This window comes from Brevibacillus sp. RS1.1, assembly GCF_013284365.1.
Lineage (GTDB): Bacteria > Bacillota > Bacilli > Brevibacillales > Brevibacillaceae > Brevibacillus > Brevibacillus brevis_D.
In genome coordinates, this window is sequence record NZ_JABSVA010000005.1 from 106942 (window position 1) to 127899 (window position 20958).

Consider the following 20958-nt stretch of genomic DNA (forward strand, 5'->3'; position numbering starts at 1 on the left):
CGAAGTAGATCCTCGGCAGAATCACTTCGAACAACTTGCTATTTCAATCCGATATGCTTGTCATACACTTCGTACACGGAACGTGAAATGATCGCGGCCGATCTTCCCCCATAACCACCCTCAGGAACGATTACGGCTACTGCCAGGACCGGATCGTCGACAGGCCCATACGAAATGCTGACACCATTCGTAATGCGGGCGTGCATTTTCCACTTTGTCTTTTTCTGTCCTGTTTTCTCATCTGTCACCGTCACTGGTACATAAATGTCTTGTTCAGATGTACCTGTTTTTGCTGCTACCTGAAACGGCATTCCCGCATACGCGCGGACTGCTGTTCCCCCCGGTTTCGTCACCATCACCATGCCTTGCTCCAAGACATCCCAATATTTATCTGGGTGAGGAAAGGTGCTCATGGTTTTTGACGTGTACGTTTTCACCAGGTTTCCTTTTGCGTCTGTGATCTTATCTACCATCTGCGGCTGCAAACGTACACCTTTATTCGCAAGTGTAGCCGCATACTGTGCCAATTGCATCGTCGTCGCCCGAACTTGCTGTCCGAAGGAAGCCTGCACCATCGATGCTAGTGGACCGTAGTTTTCATTCATCACTAAATAGTCTTCTTTCCCCTTGTTTTCATTCGGCAAATCTACACCAGTCTGAACGCCTAATCCGAACGCATGATAGTACGATTGCAGGACGGACGCTGACTCTTTTCCTTTTCGACGGGACAGCTCCTCTCCGATTCTCGCCATATATGTATTCGATGACTTTTGCAGGGAAATCGCTGGGGTAATCATGCCATGCGCTTTGGAACTGTCATTCTTAATCCGATCCGTACCACGTCCATAGTGATACACACCTCCATCATTCCAACGATCGGAGGGAGTAATAATGCCTTCCTGCAAACCGAGCAATACCGTAATCGGCTTGATGACAGACCCAGATGGCACAATTGAACCCGGGTGCTTGTAGCCCTCCTCGATGGCCGCCTCGCCCTTTAATGGCGCTGTATTGTATGGGGCTTCCCGAATGGTTCCATTCGTCACCGCAAGCTTAATTTGGTCATACATTTTTTGATCCGGTCCCTCAATCCATACGTTTGGATCGTATTCAGGATAGCTGACCATCGCGACGACCTTGCCTGTCTTAACCTCGACTGCCACGACATATGCTCCCTTTGCCCCCCTCGCCTCAGGGATGGTTGCACGCAGCTTCGGAAGAAACTCTCGGATCGAATCCCGGATACCTAGCTGTACCCGCTGATCAATGGTGAGATACACATGATTGCCCGGGACGGATGGAACTTCCTCCACTTGCTTCACAACCGTCTGATTTGCTGCGACCTCATACATCCGGTAACCGTTGCTCCCGCGAAGCTCGTTTTCGTAAGACAGCTCAATCCCATCGAGCCCGACTAACTGGTTCGGCAAATACCGCGTACTCTCATCCTTGTAGGAGGCGAGCTTCACATTTTCAGCAATATGAAAGGGCCGGACATATCCAACCGCCTGTACAGAGATTTGCTTCGGATCGTATTTTCGGATCGGTTTTGTCACTACCTCAATCCCCGGCAGATCGCCACGATGCTCACCGAGTACCGCGATTTCTTTAGCCGTCAAATCCACCTTCAGCTCTTTCTCCAAATAGCGCGGCAATTGTCGTGCCGCTTCCACGTACTTGCCATTCTCATAGGCATAGCCGACATCCATCTTTTTTAACAGTGTGGCCTTTTCGAGACTCAGTATTTTCTCCAGCTTTTCCACCAGGTCAAAGTACGCTTTTTTCTCCATGATCTCTTGTTCACGAAAGACGGCGAGATGAGAAGGCCGACTTTCGGCAATGACATATCCGTTGCGGTCATAAATGTTTCCTCGCATAGCGGGAATGTAATCTTTTTTGTACGATCTGTCTGCCAGCTCATTTGCATAAATGCTCCCTTGCTGGATTTGAATTTGCGCCAATCTCAAAATGATACCCACAAACATCAGAAATACAACGATATATACGATTTGCAGTCGTTTCACACGATCGTTTTTTGCTTCTTTCATACTTGCTCTCCCTAATTTTTCAGTGCCTTCGTGAAGATCCGTTTGATACGGGCATCGAGTACATGACTGCCACCCCGACCACGGACATCCTCTATCATCATGGTAACCAGCAAACGCGGATCATCTACATTAAAAACGGCGAACCATCCGTTTTCCAACCCTAGCTCGCCTTTTTTCTGTTTCAGCTCAGCTGTTCCAGTCTTACCCGCCATGCGAATACCAGGCACGCGTGCTCCTCGACCGGTACCGCGCGGGTCTTCCATAACCTGTATCAAATGCTGCTTCACCGTGCTCGCCACATCGGCAGGTATGACATTCGTCTTCCAATACCCATCTTTTTTGTCTCCCTGCAACAGAGATGGATTCACGATATTCCCGTCATTTGCAAAAGCGCTGTACACCAACGCGAGGTGAAGCGGCGTCATCGTTACCTCGCCCTGACCGTAACCGGAGTCTGCCAATTGAATCTCGTTTTTGAAACCGTCGTTATACAGCTTCGACTTTTCTAGTGGATATGGAATCGGAAGTGCTTCATGGAATCCAAACAACTCGCTCTTTTTCACGAATGGCTCCTCCCCAATGGAGAGCGCCGCTTTCGCAAAATAAATATTGTCGGAGTAAACCAATGCTTTTTCCAAATTGACAGGTCCCCCGTAATCGCTGACCCGCGTTACCTCGTATCCACCCCAGGACACATCCTTTTGCCAATGCAGTCCGCGGAGGTGGATACTATCCGCAGGGGTAATGGCTCCTGTCCCAAGGCCAATCGCTGCCGTAATCGGTTTGAAGGTGGAGCCCGGCGCAAACCCGCGCGCGAATCGATTGAGAAGCGGCTTTTGCGGGTTTTCATTCAGTTGCTTCCATTCTGTAGCCGACATCCCAAGCACAAACGGATTCGGATCAAAGGACGGGGAATTGACGAGGGCCAGTATTTCTCCTGTCTTTGGTGAGATGGCCGTAGCCGTCCCTGCTTCGTTTTTCAGCTCCTGGTAAATTGTCTGCTGTACTTCTGCATCTATGGTTAATGCCAGTGGCTGTCCATGCTTGGCCAAGCGTTCCACCACGGTCTTTTTTTCCGTTCCATCTGCATCCGTAATGACGATACGCCCACCTGCACTCCCTCTTAGCTTCTCCTCAAAAATCTGTTCCAGTCCTGATTTTCCAATCACATCGGACGTTTTATAGCCCTGATCCTTTCGCTTCTCGTACTCTTCCTGGTTGATCGCTCCTACATAGCCAACCAGATGGGCCGTCGCGTCCTGATAGGGATAGTAGCGGACTTTCTTTTTGTGCAATTGGAGCCCTTCTGTTTTTTCTAATTGTTTGATGCGTGCATCGTCCTGCGGCAGCGTAGCGATCCGGATAAACTTGGCCGACTTGCTTGTCGTAGCCTGGACCTTCGAGGTGAGGTCATCCAACGGAATTTGCAAGAGCTTGCTGACCACCATTTTCCCGGTTTGTGACGTCTGGTTCCATTCTCCCGGATTTATCCCGATATCTATCACGACACGCTCTGTTGCCAAGGGACGCCCTGCCCGATCCGTGATTTCACCTCGTCTGGGATACACCGTATTGGCTCTTACTTTGTCCCCTTCTTTCATTTCGGGAAAAATAAAAGTAGGATTCCAATGAATGTACCAGTCCTCCAAGTCGTTCTGCGTTTCTTTGACAAGCGTTGCTTTCCCTGTAAAAGAAATCGGTTCGACGAAGGTTTCCATCGTCAGCCGATAATGAAAGTTGATCTGTCCATCCTCACCTGGCATGACGTCGCCATTGTACATCGGCTCGACCACAATCGCTTTGGCCTCTACTCCTCCGTAAATGTTTTGGTAACGGGAAACGAATTCTTCTTTGCTGATAGTCTTTTTTGTATGTAAAGAAAGCTGCTCGTACATGTCAGAGAACTTCTGTTCTTTCCATTTTGTCGTATACGCTGTGAATGCGGCCTTTGCCCTCTCACCATCCGACTGCGTGGTGTCCTTCCAAAAGTCCCAGAAAAGATAGAAAAACCCCGAAAGAACAACGACAAAAACCGCCCAAAATACTATCCATGTCTTTTTCACTAGTCATTCACCTTCCCTACCACACGATATTACAGTCAGATACCATAATATATGGAAAAAAGATGATGGCAGGATGAGACTATTCTCATAGTACGATGATAAGTGTCAGATAGTTACATCAAATGCAAAAAAACACAGGAAATGAATCCTGTGTCTGCCGTACTGCCTACTATTCTTCCCACATGTAACCAAAGCGCGGGATCGTGGTGACATTCTCGCCATATCTGCCCAGCCGCTTACGCAAGCGATAAACGAGCGCGTTGATCTCGGCTCGTCCAACATCGGGAACGCTGCTTACCGTATTCAGCAACCGCTCTGGCCAGACGAGTACCATGATTTCCTCATAGCTGACCGCCTGATTCGCACGTTGGTACAAAAGCATGAGCAAGTCCATATCTTTTCCGGTCAAATGGATTCTTGCGCCATCGAGACGGATTTCCCTGCGTTCCAGATTGATGACCAAGCCGGAAGTGGAGGTGGTTTCTTTTGGATTCATCAAAGGGAATGAGAACTCCCGCGTCACATCCATCTCGCTACCCTCTGCGAAAAATATCATTTCGACCACGCCTTTGGCCAGCGTAATATGATCACCATGATAAAGAAAATGGGGTGCTTGCTGTATCGGCATTCCGTTTACTTCTGTCCCATGCTTGCTTTGCAAATCAGAAATCGAATATTGGTTATTGATTTTCCTTATCACTGCATGCCTTCTGGATATATACGGACTGGAAAAAGCAATGTCTGGTTGTAATTGATTGCCCCGTCTCCCAATCGTACACTCTTCCTTATGTAGAAACTGACGCTTTTGAAGCTGTTCGGGGTCTCCCTTTTTAATCAATACATATATGCCGTCGTCCAACATTCATCACCTCGAAAAGAGTTGGAGCTATCATCAGTATTTATTACAGTACAAATTACGCATAAGTCAACACTTTTCTGAACATATATTAATAGCAAAAAAGCCGCCAAATGTCCAGCCAACGAAAGTGACCGGTCGATTGACAGCTCTATATCATCGCTATCCACAAACGAATAGCGCTCGATTTTCTATGTTGATCGTCTTAGGAGCAGTGCTTGAGAGCAGCAAATTTTTTCGGTTCAATCGCCAGTAGATGACAATCGCCATTCGGGATAAACAGCTTGTAGGACACTCCCTTTGGCACAACGATAAACTCTCCGGCTTCCACCCATATATTACGCTCGTGATACATCAGCAGCAGTCTGCCTTTGACGACAAACAGCAGTTCATCTTTTTGGTCATTTTGTTGCCAAGGATACTCACCTTGCAGCTTCTCTAGCTTAATAGACGTATCATTCATCTCTCCGACAACCAGAGAGCTCCAGGAATCTTGCAAGCGTGATAAATGTTGTGCGACGTTCACCTTTTCCATGATGATCCTCTCCCCTTTGCACTCTACGATAATATAATTTGCAGGAGAGAGACATAGTAACGAAATGATAAATCGTCTCATAAGGAGATGATAAGATACTGAAATTTCTGATATAGTAAACAAAAATAGGCAGTTACCCTGAAGGCCTGCCCGTTAACTAGACTGTTCATCTTTATCGTCTCACTACTCTGTCATGCCAAACCGTTTGGCGTTTCTTGCGCGAGCTCGCTCGATTTCGACTTCTCGATTGCGTGGGTCTGCATTCGTCACGAGCGAATCCAGGAGATTTTTCGCAACAATGGAGACCTCTTGGACCGCACGATGAAAAGCCTCTTCATTGGCCTTCGAAGGCGTGTTGAAGCCCGAGAGCTTTCGCACGAATTGCAGGGCTGCTGCTTGAATCTCATCTTCTGTCGCGGGTGGGTCGAAGTTGAATAAGGTTTTGATGTTTCGGCACATCGCTTACACCTTCTGTTCCCTTTTTTGTATCATTCTACTATACGTAAGCAATGAATCGCTAGGTTGTGCTGATTGTGCTTCAAAAAATCTCACTGACGAGGCGTCGTAATGTTAATCGTTTGGGGGTAATTGGTAATCCTTGATAGAATAAATATGAAGATGATCAGGGAATAAATTTGTACACATAAGGAGATAAAACTAATGGCAAATAACAAATTACTAAGATTGGACAATGTTGGCATCGTTGTAGAATCCCTTGATGACGCAATCTCTTTCTTCGAGGAGATTGGCTTGAAGCTCGAAGGGCGGGCTACTGTCGAAGGTGAATGGGCTGGTCGCGTAACCGGGCTGGGTTCACAATGTGTAGAGATTGCTATGATGGTTACCCCAGATGGCCACAGTCGACTTGAACTTTCGCGATTTCTCACCCCACCTACTATATCCGATCACCGAACTGCTCCTGTAAATGCCCTCGGTTATCTGCGCGTCATGTTCACCGTTGAAGACATTGACGAAATGGTATCCAGACTCACTAAGTATGGCGCTCAGCTCGTCGGAGAAGTGGTTCAGTACCAAGACTCGTATCGGCTCTGCTACATTCGTGGAATTGAAGGACTTCTAATCGGTTTGGCGGAAGAGCTCGGTAATAAATAAGTGACGTTTAAAAGAAGACTTAACTGAAATATACATTACTAAATACCGCGTTCACGCTCCGGGATGCATGAACTTTTTAACGGAAATCAATGCAAAATCAAATGAAAGGGATTCAACTAACAGGGGCAATTGTTTAATAAATATCTAAAGCGCGGCTGCTGGTATAGATCGGCAGCCGATCTGCGCTAACGGGCAGATTAGTAGGATGGAAGGCGTTAGCAGTATAAATCACCTCTTTTTTTAGATTTCAACAACAAATCAAATATGAGCTGTCAGAAAAAGAGGTTCGCCGAAGTCTATAATATGAAAACGATTATTTTTAGAAAGAGGGAAGAATACATGTTATCTTACATCGGAAATGGTGCGTACTTCTACGTAAACTCTCATCCATGCCCTCGGAAACGATTGGGAAATCCAAGCATGTTGCTGTAATGGAAATTCCTGATGGAGATGTTTTCGTATGGATTGGAAAGTAAGCTGTTCGGGGAAGTGGTTAAAAATTGAACGTAAGATTTGCCGTGGTTGAGGATATGAAACAACTTGAGTCATTTTTTTCAAAACATATCACTCGCGAGAATAAGGCTGTGTACAATGAGGAGTTTCTTTGCCCATTAGGACTTCGAGCGGCCGTAAAAAGACGATCTGTTGTTGTTATGAATAGAGAAGACATCATTATCGCAGCAGCTAGAATCTACCTAAAGAAAAACGGCACAATCTCTCTTTATCAGTTTGCCGTAGAGGAACAGTATCGTCATAAGAATCTCATGAAATATCTACTATCACAAATTGGTTACCCGATATTCTCCGCATGCCCGTCAAATCTTGCGTTCAATAATTATTATATGGACTCGAAATGGTCGTTTGTTGAGACGAAAAAGGGAATGAATATTTGGAAGCTTGAACCAGACTTACTTTCTGAGTCAACCTTTCCAAATTGATCGTTGAAGTAACGGGGCCAATAGTACGGTGAACCGTATCACAAGTAACGGTAAAGTTGTGTAACTAAGGAGGTCAACCAGTAACAACTGGCTAACCTCCTAATACGAAAGGGCAGTAGTACGAAGATTCGCCACAGAGACCTATTGAAAAATACGATCAATTTCGTTGATTTCTTCTTCTGTCAGGTGGACGTCTACTGTTTTTAAATTATCCAGCATTTGCTCTGCTCTTTGCGCTCCGGGAATGACAACATCCATTGAATCATGTGTGAAATACCAAGCAAGGACTACATGGGCAACTTCGGCATTCTTTTTATTTGCCATTTTACGGAGCTGCTCTACCTTTTCTAGATTTTTTTTGAATTTTTCGCCCTGGAAGTGCGGCATATTTTTGCGTAGATCATTGAATGTCATATCCTTCTTGTATTTACCGGCAAGCAAGCCTGATGCTAGTGGAAAGTATGGAATGAACGAGATGCTATTTTCTGTCGTATATGGAAAGAACTCTTGTTCCGCTTCACGCTGCAGCAAATTGTAGTTTCCCTGTATTACATCGACATATCCATCCTTATTCGCTTCTTTCAATTGTTCCAGTGAGAAGTTAGAAACGCCAATTGCTCTGATTTTACCTTCGTCCTTTAGCCGTTTTAAGACTCCAACCGCCTCATCTTTTGGTGTATCCTGATCTGGCGCATGAATATAAAATAAATCTATGTAATCTGTTTGTAGCCTTTTCAAACTATCTTCAACGGCTTGTTTTAAATAAGCAGGTGAATTATCCATGGTAACATCATTGCCGACAAGTGTAAGGCCACCTTTTGTTGCAAGGATGAGTTCATGACGCTTTCCTGCTTCTTTTATCACTTCACCTATTAACTCCTCTGAACGTCCTGTCCCATAAAAAAACGCTGTATCTAAAAAATTTACTCCATGGTTGATCGCAGCCCGCACCAAATCTTTTCCTACTTCTTCATTTAAATTCGGATAAATATTGTGGCCACCTACAGCACTTGTTCCAAGTCCGATTGGATTGACAACTAAATCTGTCCTACCAATTCGTGTTTGTTTCGTCATTCTCTTCAACTCCCTCCCATTTTTAAGCTTAGCGTACGTTTTCGCGCGAGGCTTTTACCGGTATCTACATCATAATTCATTACGTTACGTAAGCTTCAAGTGCAAAATGTTTTTTTTGCATATACGTATCTCTGCAACTACAAAAGCTGCCCCTCAAAACAACGGGCAGCTTCCTTTACCACGATTCTATTTATACTCATAAAAACAAGGATAAGAATAGGCGAGAAATTCAAAGCCTTTTTTCTCCAAAATCGGTCGACTCATCGGACTCGCATCCACCATCAACAGCGGATAACCGCGTTTCTGTGCTGCTTGTACCCGGACTGCTACGAGGGCCGTATAATAGCCTTTGCTTCGGAAGTCGGGCAAAGTAGAGCCTCCCCACAGACTGCCAAAGGACGTATTCTCATGCAAGTACATCCAAGCAGCACTCACTGCCTGATCGCCACTGTACGCAGCGTAAACGAGCAGCTGCTCAGGATTTTCGGCCAAATCCCGTTTTAATCTCGCAGCAAGCTCCTCGTTAGCACTGCCCCATACCTGCTCCTTCAAGTGCATGATATCATCAATGCCCGCCGCGTCGGTGATTTGCCGTATCTCTGGCGGAATGACAAGGCTTCGTAGCTCCTCTGCCTGCGCCACTTCCAACACAAGCGTCGCTTCCTCCTCATCAACTGTAAAACCATGACCTTTCAGCCTCTCAAGCAAATTAGCCGGTTGGTCATAGTCAAACAGCTTCCACTCAAAGGATTGCTGAAGACTCGAGAAATATTCGAGTTCCTGCTTAATAACTTCCTCTGCATTTTCTTCAGACAGCCTGGAAAACAAGACGACTCCGGAATCATCCGGGGTGGGTGAGACGTGACGAACGAGGTGTTCTGTCTCCTCCCGGCGGAGGGGCGGATAGTTGATTTCCACCCTCATCTCTTTGTCAAAAAGCCGCAATACTTCTGTCTTGTTCATGTTTTCATCCTCCCTTGTCTACATCAGGACTAGTGCAAAATGTTTAGCAAAAACGTTAATGTTCCTATACTGATCACCGTCGTAACCAACACGCTGCTGGAGACGAATTGCGGTCGCATGTTGAATTGGATCGCATAGATCGCTGTAGTGGCGGCAGAAGGCATGGCTGCCAGAACGACCAACACCTTCTGCAGAAGCGGATCAATCGGGAATAACAGACAAATGAGGTACGCCAAAAGTGGTGACGCCACTAGTCGAATGACGCTCGCAGCACTGAGTCCCTGCCACTCTAACGCTTTGGTAGATACATTGGCGAGCTGCATGCCCAAGATGAGCATCACAACTGGAATCGCCGCCTGTGCAACGAGATCAATCGCCTGGTAGTAGCTTTGTGGGATGAGAATTTGCAGCTGTTGTAGCAAAATCGCGAGAACCACAGCGTAATTGGACGGCTGCTTGAAGATCGCCTTGATGGCCGTCCCCATTCCATTCCCGCCTCGAGAGGCAAAATACACGCCGAATACGCCCATCATGATCGAGTGGAAAACCATGATTTGCACCGCATACGTAAAGCCGGCCTCCCCGAAGGCAAACAAAATAATCGGCGTACCGTAATTGCCACTGTTCATGAAGGCGGTCGCGAGCATCAGTGCGCTTTCCTGTTGCTTGTCGTATTTGAACATGCGTGCCGTCAATTGCGTGATCACAACGAGAGCAGCCAGCAAAAGCAGCGAAATCACCACGATATAAAATAATTGCAAGTCGAGCTCTGTTTTGTAAAACGTACGAAAGACGAGTGCAGTCGACAAGATGTAAATCGCCAGGGAAGAAATGGGCTTCAAATCCATTTTGAAAATGCGCTGCAAAATATAGCCGCTAAGAAAAATGAGTAGGACGGGCAGGATGACTTCCACAAAAATCATGATTCTTTCCTCCTACCGTGTTGCTTCCATGAAGCTTTTTACCTCGGACAGCGTAGGCATGGCGGGAATGGCACCTGATCTCGTTGTCGTGAGTGCACCTGCGGCATTCGCAAAGCGCACCATGTCCTCTAACGTGGCTTGTAGGATATCCAGCATACTTTCCCCCACCTCAAGAAGCTGATAGAGCAGCGCGCCCACAAACGCGTCTCCCGCGCCAGTCGTATCAATCGCGGTTACTTGAAAGCCACCAACTGTGCCGAAATAATTTCGAGTGCGGTAAAAACACCCCTTTTCCCCCAACGTGACAAAAACAGCTTGCAGATCATATTGCCCAAGCATCCTCGCTGTCGCTTCTACGACATCCTCGCTCCCCACGAGAAAAGCCAGCTCTTCCTCAGACAGCTTGACGATATCTGCCTGCGCCATTCCTTTGAGGGCCAACGCCTTCGCTTCCTCCAGATCCTCCCATAAGGACGCTCGAATATTCGGGTCAAATGATAGGAGCCGCTGATGCTGTTTGGCGTACTCGACTGCTTTCCATGTTGCTGATCGGGCTGGCTCATGCGTCAAGGACAGCGTACCGAAATGAAAAATCGCTGCCTGGGCAATCAGCGCCTTGTTCAGGTCTTGCTCCCGCAGCATCATGTCAGCACCCGGATTGCGGTAAAAGTGAAAAGAGCGATCGCCTGTCTCATCGAGATGGACAAAAGCCAATGTCGTAGGCGCTTCCTCCGTGAGTACGAGCCCTTCTGTGCCAATATTCAGTCGGATTAAGGTCTGTTGCAAAAAACGCCCAAACACATCGTTTCCTACCGCACCGATAAAGGAAGTCCGTTTCCCAAAGCGCGACAGAGCGGCAAGTACATTGGCAGGCGCTCCTCCAGGGTTTTGCTCAAATGCAATGCTGCCCGGCTTTTCCTTCTGCTGCACAGGTGTAAAATCAATAGCTCCCCACATGCAACCACATCTACCATGTTGATTTCCTCCGATGACCGTGATAGCTCCAGTATGTCACAGGTTCTTTTTTTTGCCAATGAAAGCCAGCGGCTGTACGAGCATACGCCAAAAATGTTAAAATAAGGAAACCAATTAACGTAGTGCTTATTTATCAAAAAGGGGGGAATTATGCAATGCAAGGAAAGAATCCTTTATCAACTGGTCCTTATAACACACTATCGACATCTGCTTATCAACAGTTGAACAATCTAGCTAACAAGGCAGACGGATTTGATTGGGAGCAATTATTAAAAGATGTTTGGCATGATGTTTATAATGGACAAATTACACGAGATTACCTTCAGCTAGCAACAGACAATAATATAGATTATCGTGCCTTAGTCACGACTATATTAGGCTATGCTTCTTCCTTTGTTCCTTTTGTAGGGCCTGTAATAGGCTTCTTTATTCCTATTATTGATTTGATTTGGCCCCCCTCACAACCCGATTTATTTGATATTTTGCGGCAACAAATTCAAGATTTAATTAACCAAGCGTTAACAACAGACACATTGAACAAATTACAGGCACTTCTACAAGGTTGGAAAAATGAACTGGATGTTTTAGCTACAGAAGTCAAAAATTTAACCGATCCGAAGACCTCAACTATAGGGAGCACAGTAAATACAATTCACCTCCAATTTGTTCATGATATACCCCAATTTACACTAAAAGACTATGCAGCTTATGCACTTCCTTTATATGTTCAAGCAGCAACCATGCATCTGGGCCTTTTAAAAGAGGCGATTTCTAAACAAACAGATTGGGGAATTAGTGATTCAGATAAAACTAACTTTCTGACTTATCTAAAACAGTGGATCGTGAAGCATAGTGAGAATGTTTATACTCTTTTTGTAACAGGATTACAAAACATACAAGACGATGAATCTAGTCAAATTAGCTCTGCCGACTTTATCTACACGTCAACATTATATGGGTTTGATATTGCTGCATTATGGCCTACTTTTGATAAATGGCCTACTAATGACTGTCCGGAAGTTTATCCAACACAAACTGATCTAGAACAAACGAGATTCTTATTTTCTGATCTAGTAGGAAGGGTTGACTGGCGAGGCTATCCATCCGCTGGTGATCCAAGCACGTACCTGTATGGAAATTTCCCTGGTGAACTGATGCAAATTTCAACGAGAACATGGGATCGAGTGGATCAGATTCAACAAGTATTAGATAGAGGATACAATCAATCACAAACATATACTTACGGTGATTCCGGTGGAGCTGCAAATGACCCTATCAACATTTCAAGAGACAATCCTTTAATTGGAGTAACACCACGGGTTATGAGCCCGTATGTTGGAATCATGATGGATTTTGCAGATGGGACTAGTATAACTAATGGAGGAAGTTATGGATATGACAAGAGAGTTGTAGCACCTGATAACCATAAAGTTCATTTTGTCTTTCCATGGACAGATGAGCTTGGTTGCCAAGATGCATTGATGAATGCATTTGTTTTCAAAAATCTATATTCCGAAAATGTAATAGGCCTATCAGATCCAACAACTGGAGTATTTACGATTAAAGGAATTCCAGCTGAAAAAGGTTATATTGAGGATGGTAGCTCACTTAAAGTTGTACAGGAAAGATTGAACGGGACCAACGCGGTTCAGCTTCCACTCGGGCCCTCCCTCGTTGTACCCATCACAAATAAACTAGCTGGTCAGTATCACATTCGCGTGCGTTATGCAAATCCTTCAGATTCAAGCATTGATATTTGGCAATCAGTCAATGCAGGAAAGCAGACTATTCAAGGCGGTAATTTTACATTTCCAAGTACCAAAAACGTTCAAGATCAAGGATACGTGCCAGGACAAAATGGAAACTATAGGTTGCTTACAATCTCTCTTCCTGATCCCATCTCCCTACCTTTAGGAGAGATCGATGTACGTCTCGGACAATACACCAGTCAAACCCAGGGTAATCTGTTTATTGACCGGATTGAGTTTGTTCCGGTTCAAACTCTATTTTCAGGCCCATACTACCTTTATGCTCCGTATGGTTATCCTTTTTCAAAAACTCTTTGGAAAGGTGATACAATTAACAGCCGTATTTCTATAGCAGGATCCGCAAATTTTTCTACTGAACCAGCGGTACTCCAATTTTATCAAGATTCAACATTGCGAAAAGAAATTCCTATACCTGGTTCAGGCCAAAATTACAATTATCCTAATACATCCATTCCAAATGGTTTTAATAAAATTGTACTTCACACAAACCAAAGCGCTGGTAAAGGAATAAGAGGAACAATGACAATTTCCTTGAGTAATTAGTTGTTTATTAATGAATCAAGGTACAATGGACAAATAGAAAAGGCTAAAGATGCAGACATGATCTGTGATCTCTAGCCACCCTTCTCCAAACAAATAGGAAGGGATGACGTTGGTGAAAAGCGAATAACTCCGGATTCCCTACTGAAAGGAGTCGTAGCATGAATTTTAATCTGGATGAAGCGATTGAGGTTCTAGCGCGTACGCCACAAGCATTGGAATCCTTGTTATCGGGCTTATCGGATGGGTGGTTGCTGCACAACGAAGGCGACGACACCTGGAATGCCACCGACGTGATCGAACATCTTATTGAAGCTGAGAAAACGAATTGGCTCCCACGTCTGGAAATCATTCTGCAAGAGGGAGAGAGTAAACCGTTTCCTCCCTTTGATCGGTACGCCCACTTACAGGACAACTCGGTTAGACCGTTCGAACAAAAGCTGCTGGACTTCAAAACGCTTCGGGCCCAAAACATAGCCAAGCTGCGAACGCTCGTGGAACCGGAGAAGCATCTGGAATTAACCGGACTCCATCCTGCTTTTGGCGTCGTAAAAGTACGGGAGTTGCTCTCTACGTGGGTCGTTCACGATTTAACGCATACGGCGCAAATCGTACGGGTCATGGCAAAAAGGTACACGGCTGATGTAGGGCCATGGAGCGAATATTTAGGTATTCTGAACAAATAATTGAACAGGCAAGGGTAGCTCTGAACGGAAATGTACGTCATCGCTACCCCTGCCTGTCTTTTTACGGCAAAAACAACTGTGGAACCGTATAGAGTGCAGGGGAACCACCCGTATGCAGGAACAATACGTGATCACTCTTGTTAAAATGCCCTTCGCGAATCAAGCCAATCAACCCTGCCATCGCCTTTCCGGTATAGACAGGATCTAGCAAAATCCCCTCAGTCCGAGCAACCAGGTGAACGGCCTCGATCATGCCATCCGTCGGAATTGCATAGCCTGGCCCGACAAACCTGTCGTCGCAAAGCACAGCTTCTGCCCGTATGTCCCCTTTCAAACCGATCAGTGCAGCTGTACTGTGCAGTAACCCCATCACCTTGGCTTCTTGTGCAGCCCGATCGCGGCTGACATTGATCCCGATTACTTTTGTGTTAGACTGACGCGCCATAAATCCCGCAAGTAAGCCTGCTTGGGTACCGCCGCTTCCCGTTGCCGTCACGACATAATCGTACGGAGTCATCGTTTCCCAAGCCTGCTGCTCGATTTCTTCCGCACACGCCATGTACCCCAAGGACCCGACTTCGTTGGAGCCTCCCACAGGGATCAGATATGGTTTTCTGCCTTGTTTTCGCAGACCTTCAGCGAGCTCTTCCATAGCTGCAAGCAAATCTGCCTCTGCGGGAATAACCTCGATTTTTTCTGCTCCGAGCAAATGGAACAACAGATGATTGCCACTCGCTTGCGGTTGGTAGTCCCCCGTCCCAGGCGCGGACAGCACGAGCTGGCAGTGCAGACCTTCGCGAACTGCCGCCGCAAGTGTCAGCCGGCAGTGATTGGATTGGACAGCTCCGCATGTAATCAACGTATCTGCCCCTTGCTCGATTGCCTCCGCCACCAAATACTCCAGCTTTCGCGTCTTGTTTCCACCTGCTGTCAAGCCAAGCATGTCATCTCGCTTGATAGAAATACTCGGTCCGCCTAACTCTTTGGATAATCGCTCCAGCCTTTCGATTGGTGTATGACCCTGCGTGTATTTTCTGCGATCGTAACGGATTTTGTTCATGCTTTTCTTCCCTCCTTCTATCGTATCTTGGAATTAGCCCTGCCAACTTCCTTTGCAAAAATCGTAGTTTTCACAATTGACCTTCCGCCTTTCATTCTATACCATTATTTGGTACACACAACATTACAAACAGAGAGGTAAGAAAACACGAATGAATATCCAAGTAGAAGAAACTGTAAAGAAGCCAAACGGATTGGGCGGTTGGTTAATCTGGCCGACCATTATGGTCGTTCTCAGCCCATTTTCCGTGCTTGCATCCATTATCGGCATTTTTCAAGATCATGCTGAAGCAATGGAAGAACTCCAACCGTTTATGGAGCAGAGTCTGTCGTTCACTTTGTATTACTACGGCAACATTTTGTTAGAGATAGGTTTACTCGCATTTTCACTGACCCTTCTCGTTTTTTATTTCCAGAAAAAGAAACGTGCTCCCCATTTATTTGTTGGCCTGATTCTTTTTTATCTCATTTTGAACATGATCGATTTGTTGGCTTGGGCGAGCTTTGATAGTCTTTTCGGAGACACAAGTCAGCTTGTCAAGCAATCAGGACTAAAATTGCTCCAGACTGGCATTACCGCAATGATCTGGATTCCCTATTTCCGCTTGTCCCTACGAGTAAAGAATACATTTGTGAATGAATGAGAGATGGAAATCCCCTCTTCTTGAACGATAGAAAATACCATTGTAAAAATAAGTAAATAATTAGATAATGTACTAAGTTTGGAAAATTACTATTTTGTTTAGGGGTGGAAAGATGAAGACTTTTTTACGTTTTGCACTGGCAATTGTTCTGCTATTTACCTTGTCTGGCAACGCCTTCGCTTCTCAACCGATGGACCCAAAAGGATATGTAACAAAGTTTACCAGTTTGAAAGAAAGCTATAGCATTGGGGAGCGTGTGAAATTAACGGTGAACACGCTAACAGGTGGTGAGCTCACGAATGTAGTATTTAAAGTGGCCTCTGTCGGAGGCGATAGTATAAACAATGCGATCACCAGTGTTCAGACTACATACCGAAAGTCTAATGCAACGTATACAACAACAGGTAACTTGACACTATCCTCGGAAGGTGTGTACTTTGTTCAGTTCCAAGCAAAACTAAAATTGAAAGATGGCGAAATAACAATTAAAGAAACCGCCACTCTCGAAATACTTAATCCAAATAAAATTACAATGACTGTCACTCCCGGTTCCGTACATGTAAAAAAAGGGACTGAGGTTCCCATTCTGATCAATTACTCTTCGAAGTACACACCGAAATTTACTTACAACACAAAAGTTACAGAGCTTTCAACAACCCGAACCAGCAAGGGAAACAAAAAAGTAATCTTATTCAGTGCGGATCAAGCTGGTGAATACATGCTTACCATCGAAGCAAAAAACAAATACGACGCTGTCTCTGACACTGTCAAAATTATCGTCGAATAAGCTGCTTCTAGCAGCGAAATCCCGTTCCCTTTTTGACAGGGCAACGGGATTTTGTTCGTTTACACCTGCCCCAGCGCTTCCCTCAACCGCTCCCGCTGTATCCATAACGGCTTACGCAGTCCCGCTTTCTTCACGATGCCTTCTACAGTTAGCTCATGGAGTGTCTCTGTTACTGTTTCACGAATACACCCCATCATCGTCGCCAGCTCCTGATGCGTCAGGTTCACCGCCAGCTCGATCCATTCTGGTGCGTCAGCCTGGCGCTCTCCTCCGTATTTCTCGCACAGCCTGCCGAGCAAATATACGAGACGCTGTCGCACACTTCCATACGCCATGAGCTCCATCATTTCTTCTACCTCTTGCAAGCGATTCGAGACAATCTCGATAAAATGCAAGGCAAGCCTCGGCTTCTCTAGCATCAGCTCTTCAAATTGTCCTTTATCAATCGAACAAATCACCGAATCTTCCCACGCTTCGGCGTACATATTGGTTGAACTAATCGTAAACGTGCCGATCTCGCCAAACACATGGCCCGTGCCGAGCAAATCAATCGTTAGCTCTTTGCCGTCAGCCGAAAGCTTGTATAGGCGAACCTTCCCAGCCTTGATCAAAAACAGCCTTTTTAGCTCCAGATGAGGGGAGGAAATTATCGTTCCTTTTTTGACCACTTCCATAGGAGTCGCCGGTTCCAATTGGGCTAGCTCTGCTTCACTTAACGACTGAAACAAATTGATGCGGGATAAAAATTTCTCCTTTTCGATCACCCTGTACTTCCTCCTGCTCACTGTAGGCTGGACTACATATTGTATGGATCACTCCCATTATACTCCTCGTTAAGCAATGGATTTCGAATGAACAAAGGAGTGTAAATCGTTGAACACATTCATCATGATTCTTTCACTGATTTTGGCTTTGATGTTTTCCATCTCTGTGTTAATGAAGTTTCTCCGCGCAAACTCTATGCTTCAGCACTGGAAGGAATATGGGTACCCCCTTTGGTTTATGGACGTGATTGCCTCACTTGAGCTGGTCGGGGTCATCGGCGTAGTTAGCTCCTTTTGGATTCCTGAAGTATTAACATTCGCTTGTATCCTGTTCGCCATCCTCATGCTCGGTGCTATCCATGCCCATCTTTTTCGGGCAAAGCATAAACCCGTCATGGCGATAAATGCAGGAATTATGCTTATTTGTTCGTTGCTTCTCCTTTGGCTTTAATCGTTTCCGAGCGCTTTCCAGTACGTCTTTTGTCCGTTACTGATCAAGCTTGCCTGTTTCGGAACTTGCTTCATCACCAGGAAAAGATTCAGCATATCGACCGATGAGGCGATTGCGTTTATCAAAATCATAAATTTTAATACAGTAGTGAACAGCCCCAAAAAACCTAGAAGAAAAGGCAACATAACCGAAATGAGAATGAATGGAGCGACGGTAATCAGGATGTATCTTGCTTTTGGAATCTTTTCTTCTGTTGCTACAAACCCGCCAAACAATGTTAGCCCCATCCATGTTTTTTCTGATCTCAAGAAATTCGGGATAAAAATCAAATGCAAGCATTCATGAATAATGACCAAGGCGAGTAGAGAGAATATCACACCGAAGTCAATGGATATGGATATGGATAGCGAGTCAGATGTCAGCCCCAATTCCTGCAAGGTTATTGGCGAAAAAATATGGATGATCCCAAAAACGATGAGTGCATTGATCAGCATGAAAGGAATCGATAAAAGAGTTGCCCTGCCCAAACTCTGTGGTTCATTCAGTGGAACCCATTCATTTTTCATCAACTCAACATGTACACTTTCATGATACTGTGGCAATTTGGTTGTGATTCTCATAAAAAAACCTCCCCTTTCTAGTAAGACGTTCACCCTATGTAATCAGTTTCTTTAATGGGGAGATAAATAAAAAAAGGTTATCTCCTGAGCTTGCTTGGAGACAGCCTTTTTCTCATGGTCATTTATACTTGGTTAAGCAAAAACTGTTTGCCATATTCCCCGTGATCCAGAATCGTCGGGTGCTCGATTTGAATCGTCGAATGGTCAATTCCGTACTTCGTTTGCAAAATGTGATTAATCGCCAAAATGACACAATACGGCTGGATGCCTTCACGAACAAACACATGCGCTGTCAGGGAGTAATGTTCCGTGGATACCGCCCACAGATGCAGCTCATGAACATCCTCCACACCCTCTACTTCACTAAGGTCCTGACGGATTTGATCGAGATCAAATTGCTCTGGAACAGATTCCATCAACACGAGCAGCGACTCACGAATGATTTTGGCACCACCTGTAAAAATAATGCCCCCAATCACCAAGCTAATCAACGGGTCAAACAAGTAGTAGCCGGTGGTGTAAATGAGAATCGCCGACGTAATCACACCGACAGAGCTGAGCAAATCTCCAATAAAGTGCCATAACGCGCTTTTTACATTGAGGTTGTCTTCTTCCTTCATACTGCGGGAAAGTACGATGGTCAACACAATGTTTACAACCAAACCGATGGATGCAATGGTCAGCATCAACTGCAAATCAACGTCTTGCGGATTAATCATCCGCTTGATCCCTTCAATCACGATCCCAATCGAAATTACGGCAAGAGCCAAGCCATTCAAGAACGAAGCAATAATTTCAAAACGGAGAAATCCGAACGTGTACTTCTTCGTCGGCTTACGTGTCGCCATATAAATAGCGGTCATACTCAACCCTAATGCAACGACGTCAGAAATCATATGGGCGGAGTCAGACAGGAGCGCGAGTGAATTGGACATCAAGCCCCCCACAACCTCCACGATCGTAAAAAACAACGTCAATAGGAGCGTAATCCACAATGTTTTCTTCGATGTTTGCTGTTCTTTCACATGATCAAGATGGTGAAAATCACCCTTTTTCATACCTATCACCTCTGTCCATTTCATTTATAAAAATTACAATATAAGAATGAATGTAATCATATCCTCTTTTTCGCTAATATTCAAATGAACATTTTATGGATCATACAAGTGATTTTCATTACCAGTCATGTCGTACCAAAACAAAAAAAGCCTCATCCAAAAGGATTAGGCTGATCATTCCTGATTGTGATTCCCTTCCAAAACTCGTCGGATATTGCCCTTGTACTGGGTGAGCAAGCGGCTTGCGTCCTCTGCTTGCAGCCCTGTTTTTTGCATGACGATTGCCAGTTTTGCGTCACCATCTGCCTTGTGCAATAACACGTCTGCCTCATCGGTGGAGACGTTGGTTGCTTCTGCCACGATTTGTTTTGCCCGTTCCTTCAGTTTCTCATTGGTTACCTGCACATTGACCATCAAATTTTTGTACACTTTCCCCAACCGTACCATGCATCCGGTCGTAATCATATTGAGAACCATCTTCTGCGCCGTCGCTGCTTTTAAGCGAGTCGATCCGGTCACTACCTCTGGTCCTACTACCACATTAATCGCCACATCCACACCTTGGCTGATCTGCGCCACCTGGTTGCAGGACACCGAAATGATTTTTGCCTGCTGCCTTCTTGCTTCCGCCAATGCTCCGATGACATAGGGTGTCCGACCACTCGCTGCAATTCCCACCACGGCATCCCCTGCCTTAACGCCATAGGCAATCACATCTTCCCTGCCATTCTGCTCCACGTCTTCGGCTCCTTCGACTGCCCTGACGATCGCCTTTTCCCCGCCTGCTATGACTCCCTGCACCAATGAGGGGTCCGTCCCAAAGGTCGGGGGGCATTCAGCAGCATCGAGCAAGCCCAATCTCCCACTCGTTCCCGCTCCAAAATAAAAGAGTCTTCCGCCGTTTTCCAGACATTCTGCGATCAAATCAACGGCCGCTGCAATCGAAGCCAGCTCCTTTTCAACGGCAAACGCAACTGTTTTATCCTCTTCATTCATAATCTGGACAATTTCCATCGTAGAGAATTTATCCAGCTCTTCCGTATTCCGATTCCTTGTTTCTGTCGTTAAATCACGCAGGTGAAACTTCATCCA

The 20958-nt window shown here is 45.5% G+C and carries 21 protein-coding genes; 7 read left to right on the top strand and 14 right to left on the bottom strand.

Going from position 1 to position 20958, the window contains the following annotated elements:
- Nucleotides 1-38: 38 nt before the first annotated feature.
- From HP570_RS17645 to HP570_RS17665, 5 genes are all read right to left on the bottom strand, one after another.
- Nucleotides 39-2048 (bottom strand): peptidoglycan D,D-transpeptidase FtsI family protein, encoded by a 2010-nt coding sequence (locus HP570_RS17645; RefSeq protein ID WP_173626584.1) that lies wholly within the window; start codon nucleotides 2046-2048, stop codon nucleotides 39-41.
- 11 nt (nucleotides 2049-2059) lie between these two features.
- Nucleotides 2060-4111: a penicillin-binding transpeptidase domain-containing protein gene (locus HP570_RS17650; RefSeq protein WP_173626585.1), complete on the bottom strand. Its 2052-nt coding sequence runs from the start codon at nucleotides 4109-4111 to the stop codon at nucleotides 2060-2062.
- A gap of 169 nt (nucleotides 4112-4280) precedes the next feature.
- On the bottom strand, nucleotides 4281-4973 hold the full coding sequence (locus HP570_RS17655; protein WP_087343143.1) for an FHA domain-containing protein: 693 nt from the start codon (nucleotides 4971-4973) through the stop codon (nucleotides 4281-4283).
- Nucleotides 4974-5172: 199 nt separating this feature from the next.
- Nucleotides 5173-5502, bottom strand: a complete 330-nt coding sequence (locus tag HP570_RS17660) for a cupin domain-containing protein (RefSeq protein ID WP_173626586.1) — start codon at nucleotides 5500-5502, stop codon at nucleotides 5173-5175.
- A gap of 183 nt (nucleotides 5503-5685) precedes the next feature.
- Nucleotides 5686-5961, bottom strand: coding sequence for a DUF2277 domain-containing protein (locus HP570_RS17665; RefSeq protein WP_173626587.1), 276 nt, complete (start codon nucleotides 5959-5961; stop codon nucleotides 5686-5688).
- Nucleotides 5962-6162: 201 nt separating this feature from the next.
- Between HP570_RS17665 and HP570_RS17670 the strand changes: the two genes are divergently transcribed.
- Together HP570_RS17670 and HP570_RS17675 are read left to right on the top strand one after the other, a co-directional pair.
- Nucleotides 6163-6615 (top strand): VOC family protein, encoded by a 453-nt coding sequence (locus HP570_RS17670; RefSeq protein WP_173626588.1) that lies wholly within the window; start codon nucleotides 6163-6165, stop codon nucleotides 6613-6615.
- A 500-nt stretch (nucleotides 6616-7115) separates the two neighbouring features.
- Nucleotides 7116-7553 carry an N-acetyltransferase gene (locus HP570_RS17675; RefSeq protein ID WP_173605133.1) on the top strand — a complete coding sequence of 146 codons (438 nt, stop codon included), beginning with the start codon at nucleotides 7116-7118 and terminating at the stop codon, nucleotides 7551-7553.
- Between the two features lie 141 nt (nucleotides 7554-7694).
- Here the strand turns inward: HP570_RS17675 and HP570_RS17680 are convergent, their stop codons facing one another.
- From HP570_RS17680 to HP570_RS17695, 4 genes are all read right to left on the bottom strand, one after another.
- Nucleotides 7695-8627 carry an aldo/keto reductase gene (locus HP570_RS17680; protein WP_173626589.1) on the bottom strand — a complete coding sequence of 311 codons (933 nt, stop codon included), beginning with the start codon at nucleotides 8625-8627 and terminating at the stop codon, nucleotides 7695-7697.
- Nucleotides 8628-8813: 186 nt separating this feature from the next.
- Entirely contained in the window at nucleotides 8814-9590 is a 777-nt protein-coding gene (locus HP570_RS17685) for a GNAT family N-acetyltransferase (protein WP_173626590.1), read from the bottom strand.
- A 29-nt stretch (nucleotides 9591-9619) separates the two neighbouring features.
- On the bottom strand, nucleotides 9620-10513 hold the full coding sequence (locus HP570_RS17690) for an AEC family transporter (RefSeq protein WP_173626591.1): 894 nt from the start codon (nucleotides 10511-10513) through the stop codon (nucleotides 9620-9622).
- Between the two features lie 12 nt (nucleotides 10514-10525).
- Entirely contained in the window at nucleotides 10526-11470 is a 945-nt protein-coding gene (locus tag HP570_RS17695; protein WP_254495354.1) for a PfkB family carbohydrate kinase, read from the bottom strand.
- Between the two features lie 173 nt (nucleotides 11471-11643).
- Here HP570_RS17695 and HP570_RS17700 point away from each other — a divergent pair, with 173 nt between their 5' ends.
- The gene (locus HP570_RS17700) at nucleotides 11644-13800 is read left to right on the top strand and encodes an insecticidal delta-endotoxin Cry8Ea1 family protein (protein ID WP_173626592.1); all 2157 of its coding nucleotides are present in this window, start codon (nucleotides 11644-11646) and stop codon (nucleotides 13798-13800) included.
- Nucleotides 13801-13958: 158 nt separating this feature from the next.
- Nucleotides 13959-14483, top strand: coding sequence for a DinB family protein (locus tag HP570_RS17705; protein WP_173626593.1), 525 nt, complete (start codon nucleotides 13959-13961; stop codon nucleotides 14481-14483).
- Nucleotides 14484-14544: 61 nt separating this feature from the next.
- Here the strand turns inward: HP570_RS17705 and cuyA are convergent, their stop codons facing one another.
- Nucleotides 14545-15543, bottom strand: a complete 999-nt coding sequence (cuyA, locus tag HP570_RS17710; RefSeq protein WP_173626594.1) for a D-cysteate sulfo-lyase — start codon at nucleotides 15541-15543, stop codon at nucleotides 14545-14547.
- Between the two features lie 151 nt (nucleotides 15544-15694).
- Between cuyA and HP570_RS17715 the strand changes: the two genes are divergently transcribed.
- Complete coding sequence (locus HP570_RS17715; RefSeq protein WP_173626595.1) at nucleotides 15695-16186, top strand: DUF2569 domain-containing protein; 492 nt, start codon at nucleotides 15695-15697, stop codon at nucleotides 16184-16186.
- 112 nt (nucleotides 16187-16298) lie between these two features.
- Complete coding sequence (locus HP570_RS17720) at nucleotides 16299-16973, top strand: hypothetical protein (protein WP_173626596.1); 675 nt, start codon at nucleotides 16299-16301, stop codon at nucleotides 16971-16973.
- Between the two features lie 59 nt (nucleotides 16974-17032).
- Here the strand turns inward: HP570_RS17720 and HP570_RS17725 are convergent, their stop codons facing one another.
- Entirely contained in the window at nucleotides 17033-17737 is a 705-nt protein-coding gene (locus HP570_RS17725) for a Crp/Fnr family transcriptional regulator (RefSeq protein WP_173626597.1), read from the bottom strand.
- Nucleotides 17738-17846: 109 nt separating this feature from the next.
- Here HP570_RS17725 and HP570_RS17730 point away from each other — a divergent pair, with 109 nt between their 5' ends.
- Nucleotides 17847-18188 (top strand): DoxX family protein, encoded by a 342-nt coding sequence (locus HP570_RS17730; RefSeq protein ID WP_173626598.1) that lies wholly within the window; start codon nucleotides 17847-17849, stop codon nucleotides 18186-18188.
- Here HP570_RS17730 and HP570_RS17735 read toward each other — a convergent pair.
- From HP570_RS17735 to murQ, 3 genes are all read right to left on the bottom strand, one after another.
- Nucleotides 18185-18808 carry a DUF3267 domain-containing protein gene (locus HP570_RS17735; RefSeq protein ID WP_173626599.1) on the bottom strand — a complete coding sequence of 208 codons (624 nt, stop codon included), beginning with the start codon at nucleotides 18806-18808 and terminating at the stop codon, nucleotides 18185-18187. The genes HP570_RS17730 and HP570_RS17735 overlap by 4 nt on opposite strands.
- A 122-nt stretch (nucleotides 18809-18930) precedes the next feature.
- Complete coding sequence (locus HP570_RS17740; RefSeq protein WP_087343181.1) at nucleotides 18931-19866, bottom strand: cation diffusion facilitator family transporter; 936 nt, start codon at nucleotides 19864-19866, stop codon at nucleotides 18931-18933.
- A gap of 174 nt (nucleotides 19867-20040) precedes the next feature.
- Entirely contained in the window at nucleotides 20041-20955 is a 915-nt protein-coding gene (gene murQ / locus HP570_RS17745; protein ID WP_015892942.1) for an N-acetylmuramic acid 6-phosphate etherase, read from the bottom strand.
- Nucleotides 20956-20958: the final 3 nt, after the last annotated feature.

Coding starts and splice junctions, on each gene's coding strand:
- HP570_RS17700 (WP_173626592.1), top strand. CDS start 11,644: ATGCAAGGAAAGAATCCTTTATCAACTGGTCCTTATAACACACTATCG.
- HP570_RS17720 (WP_173626596.1), top strand. CDS start 16,299: ATGAAGACTTTTTTACGTTTTGCACTGGCAATTGTTCTGCTATTTACC.
- HP570_RS17690 (WP_173626591.1), bottom strand. CDS start 10,513: ATGATTTTTGTGGAAGTCATCCTGCCCGTCCTACTCATTTTTCTTAGC.
- HP570_RS17685 (WP_173626590.1), bottom strand. CDS start 9,590: ATGAACAAGACAGAAGTATTGCGGCTTTTTGACAAAGAGATGAGGGTG.
- HP570_RS17655 (WP_087343143.1), bottom strand. CDS start 4,973: ATGTTGGACGACGGCATATATGTATTGATTAAAAAGGGAGACCCCGAA.
- HP570_RS17660 (WP_173626586.1), bottom strand. CDS start 5,502: ATGGAAAAGGTGAACGTCGCACAACATTTATCACGCTTGCAAGATTCC.
- HP570_RS17680 (WP_173626589.1), bottom strand. CDS start 8,627: ATGACGAAACAAACACGAATTGGTAGGACAGATTTAGTTGTCAATCCA.
- HP570_RS17735 (WP_173626599.1), bottom strand. CDS start 18,808: ATGAGAATCACAACCAAATTGCCACAGTATCATGAAAGTGTACATGTT.
- murQ (WP_015892942.1), bottom strand. CDS start 20,955: ATGAAGTTTCACCTGCGTGATTTAACGACAGAAACAAGGAATCGGAAT.
- HP570_RS17740 (WP_087343181.1), bottom strand. CDS start 19,866: ATGAAAAAGGGTGATTTTCACCATCTTGATCATGTGAAAGAACAGCAA.
- HP570_RS17645 (WP_173626584.1), bottom strand. CDS start 2,048: ATGAAAGAAGCAAAAAACGATCGTGTGAAACGACTGCAAATCGTATAT.
- HP570_RS17670 (WP_173626588.1), top strand. CDS start 6,163: ATGGCAAATAACAAATTACTAAGATTGGACAATGTTGGCATCGTTGTA.
- HP570_RS17705 (WP_173626593.1), top strand. CDS start 13,959: ATGAATTTTAATCTGGATGAAGCGATTGAGGTTCTAGCGCGTACGCCA.
- HP570_RS17695 (WP_254495354.1), bottom strand. CDS start 11,470: ATGTGGGGAGCTATTGATTTTACACCTGTGCAGCAGAAGGAAAAGCCG.
- cuyA (WP_173626594.1), bottom strand. CDS start 15,543: ATGAACAAAATCCGTTACGATCGCAGAAAATACACGCAGGGTCATACA.
- HP570_RS17715 (WP_173626595.1), top strand. CDS start 15,695: ATGAATATCCAAGTAGAAGAAACTGTAAAGAAGCCAAACGGATTGGGC.
- HP570_RS17665 (WP_173626587.1), bottom strand. CDS start 5,961: ATGTGCCGAAACATCAAAACCTTATTCAACTTCGACCCACCCGCGACA.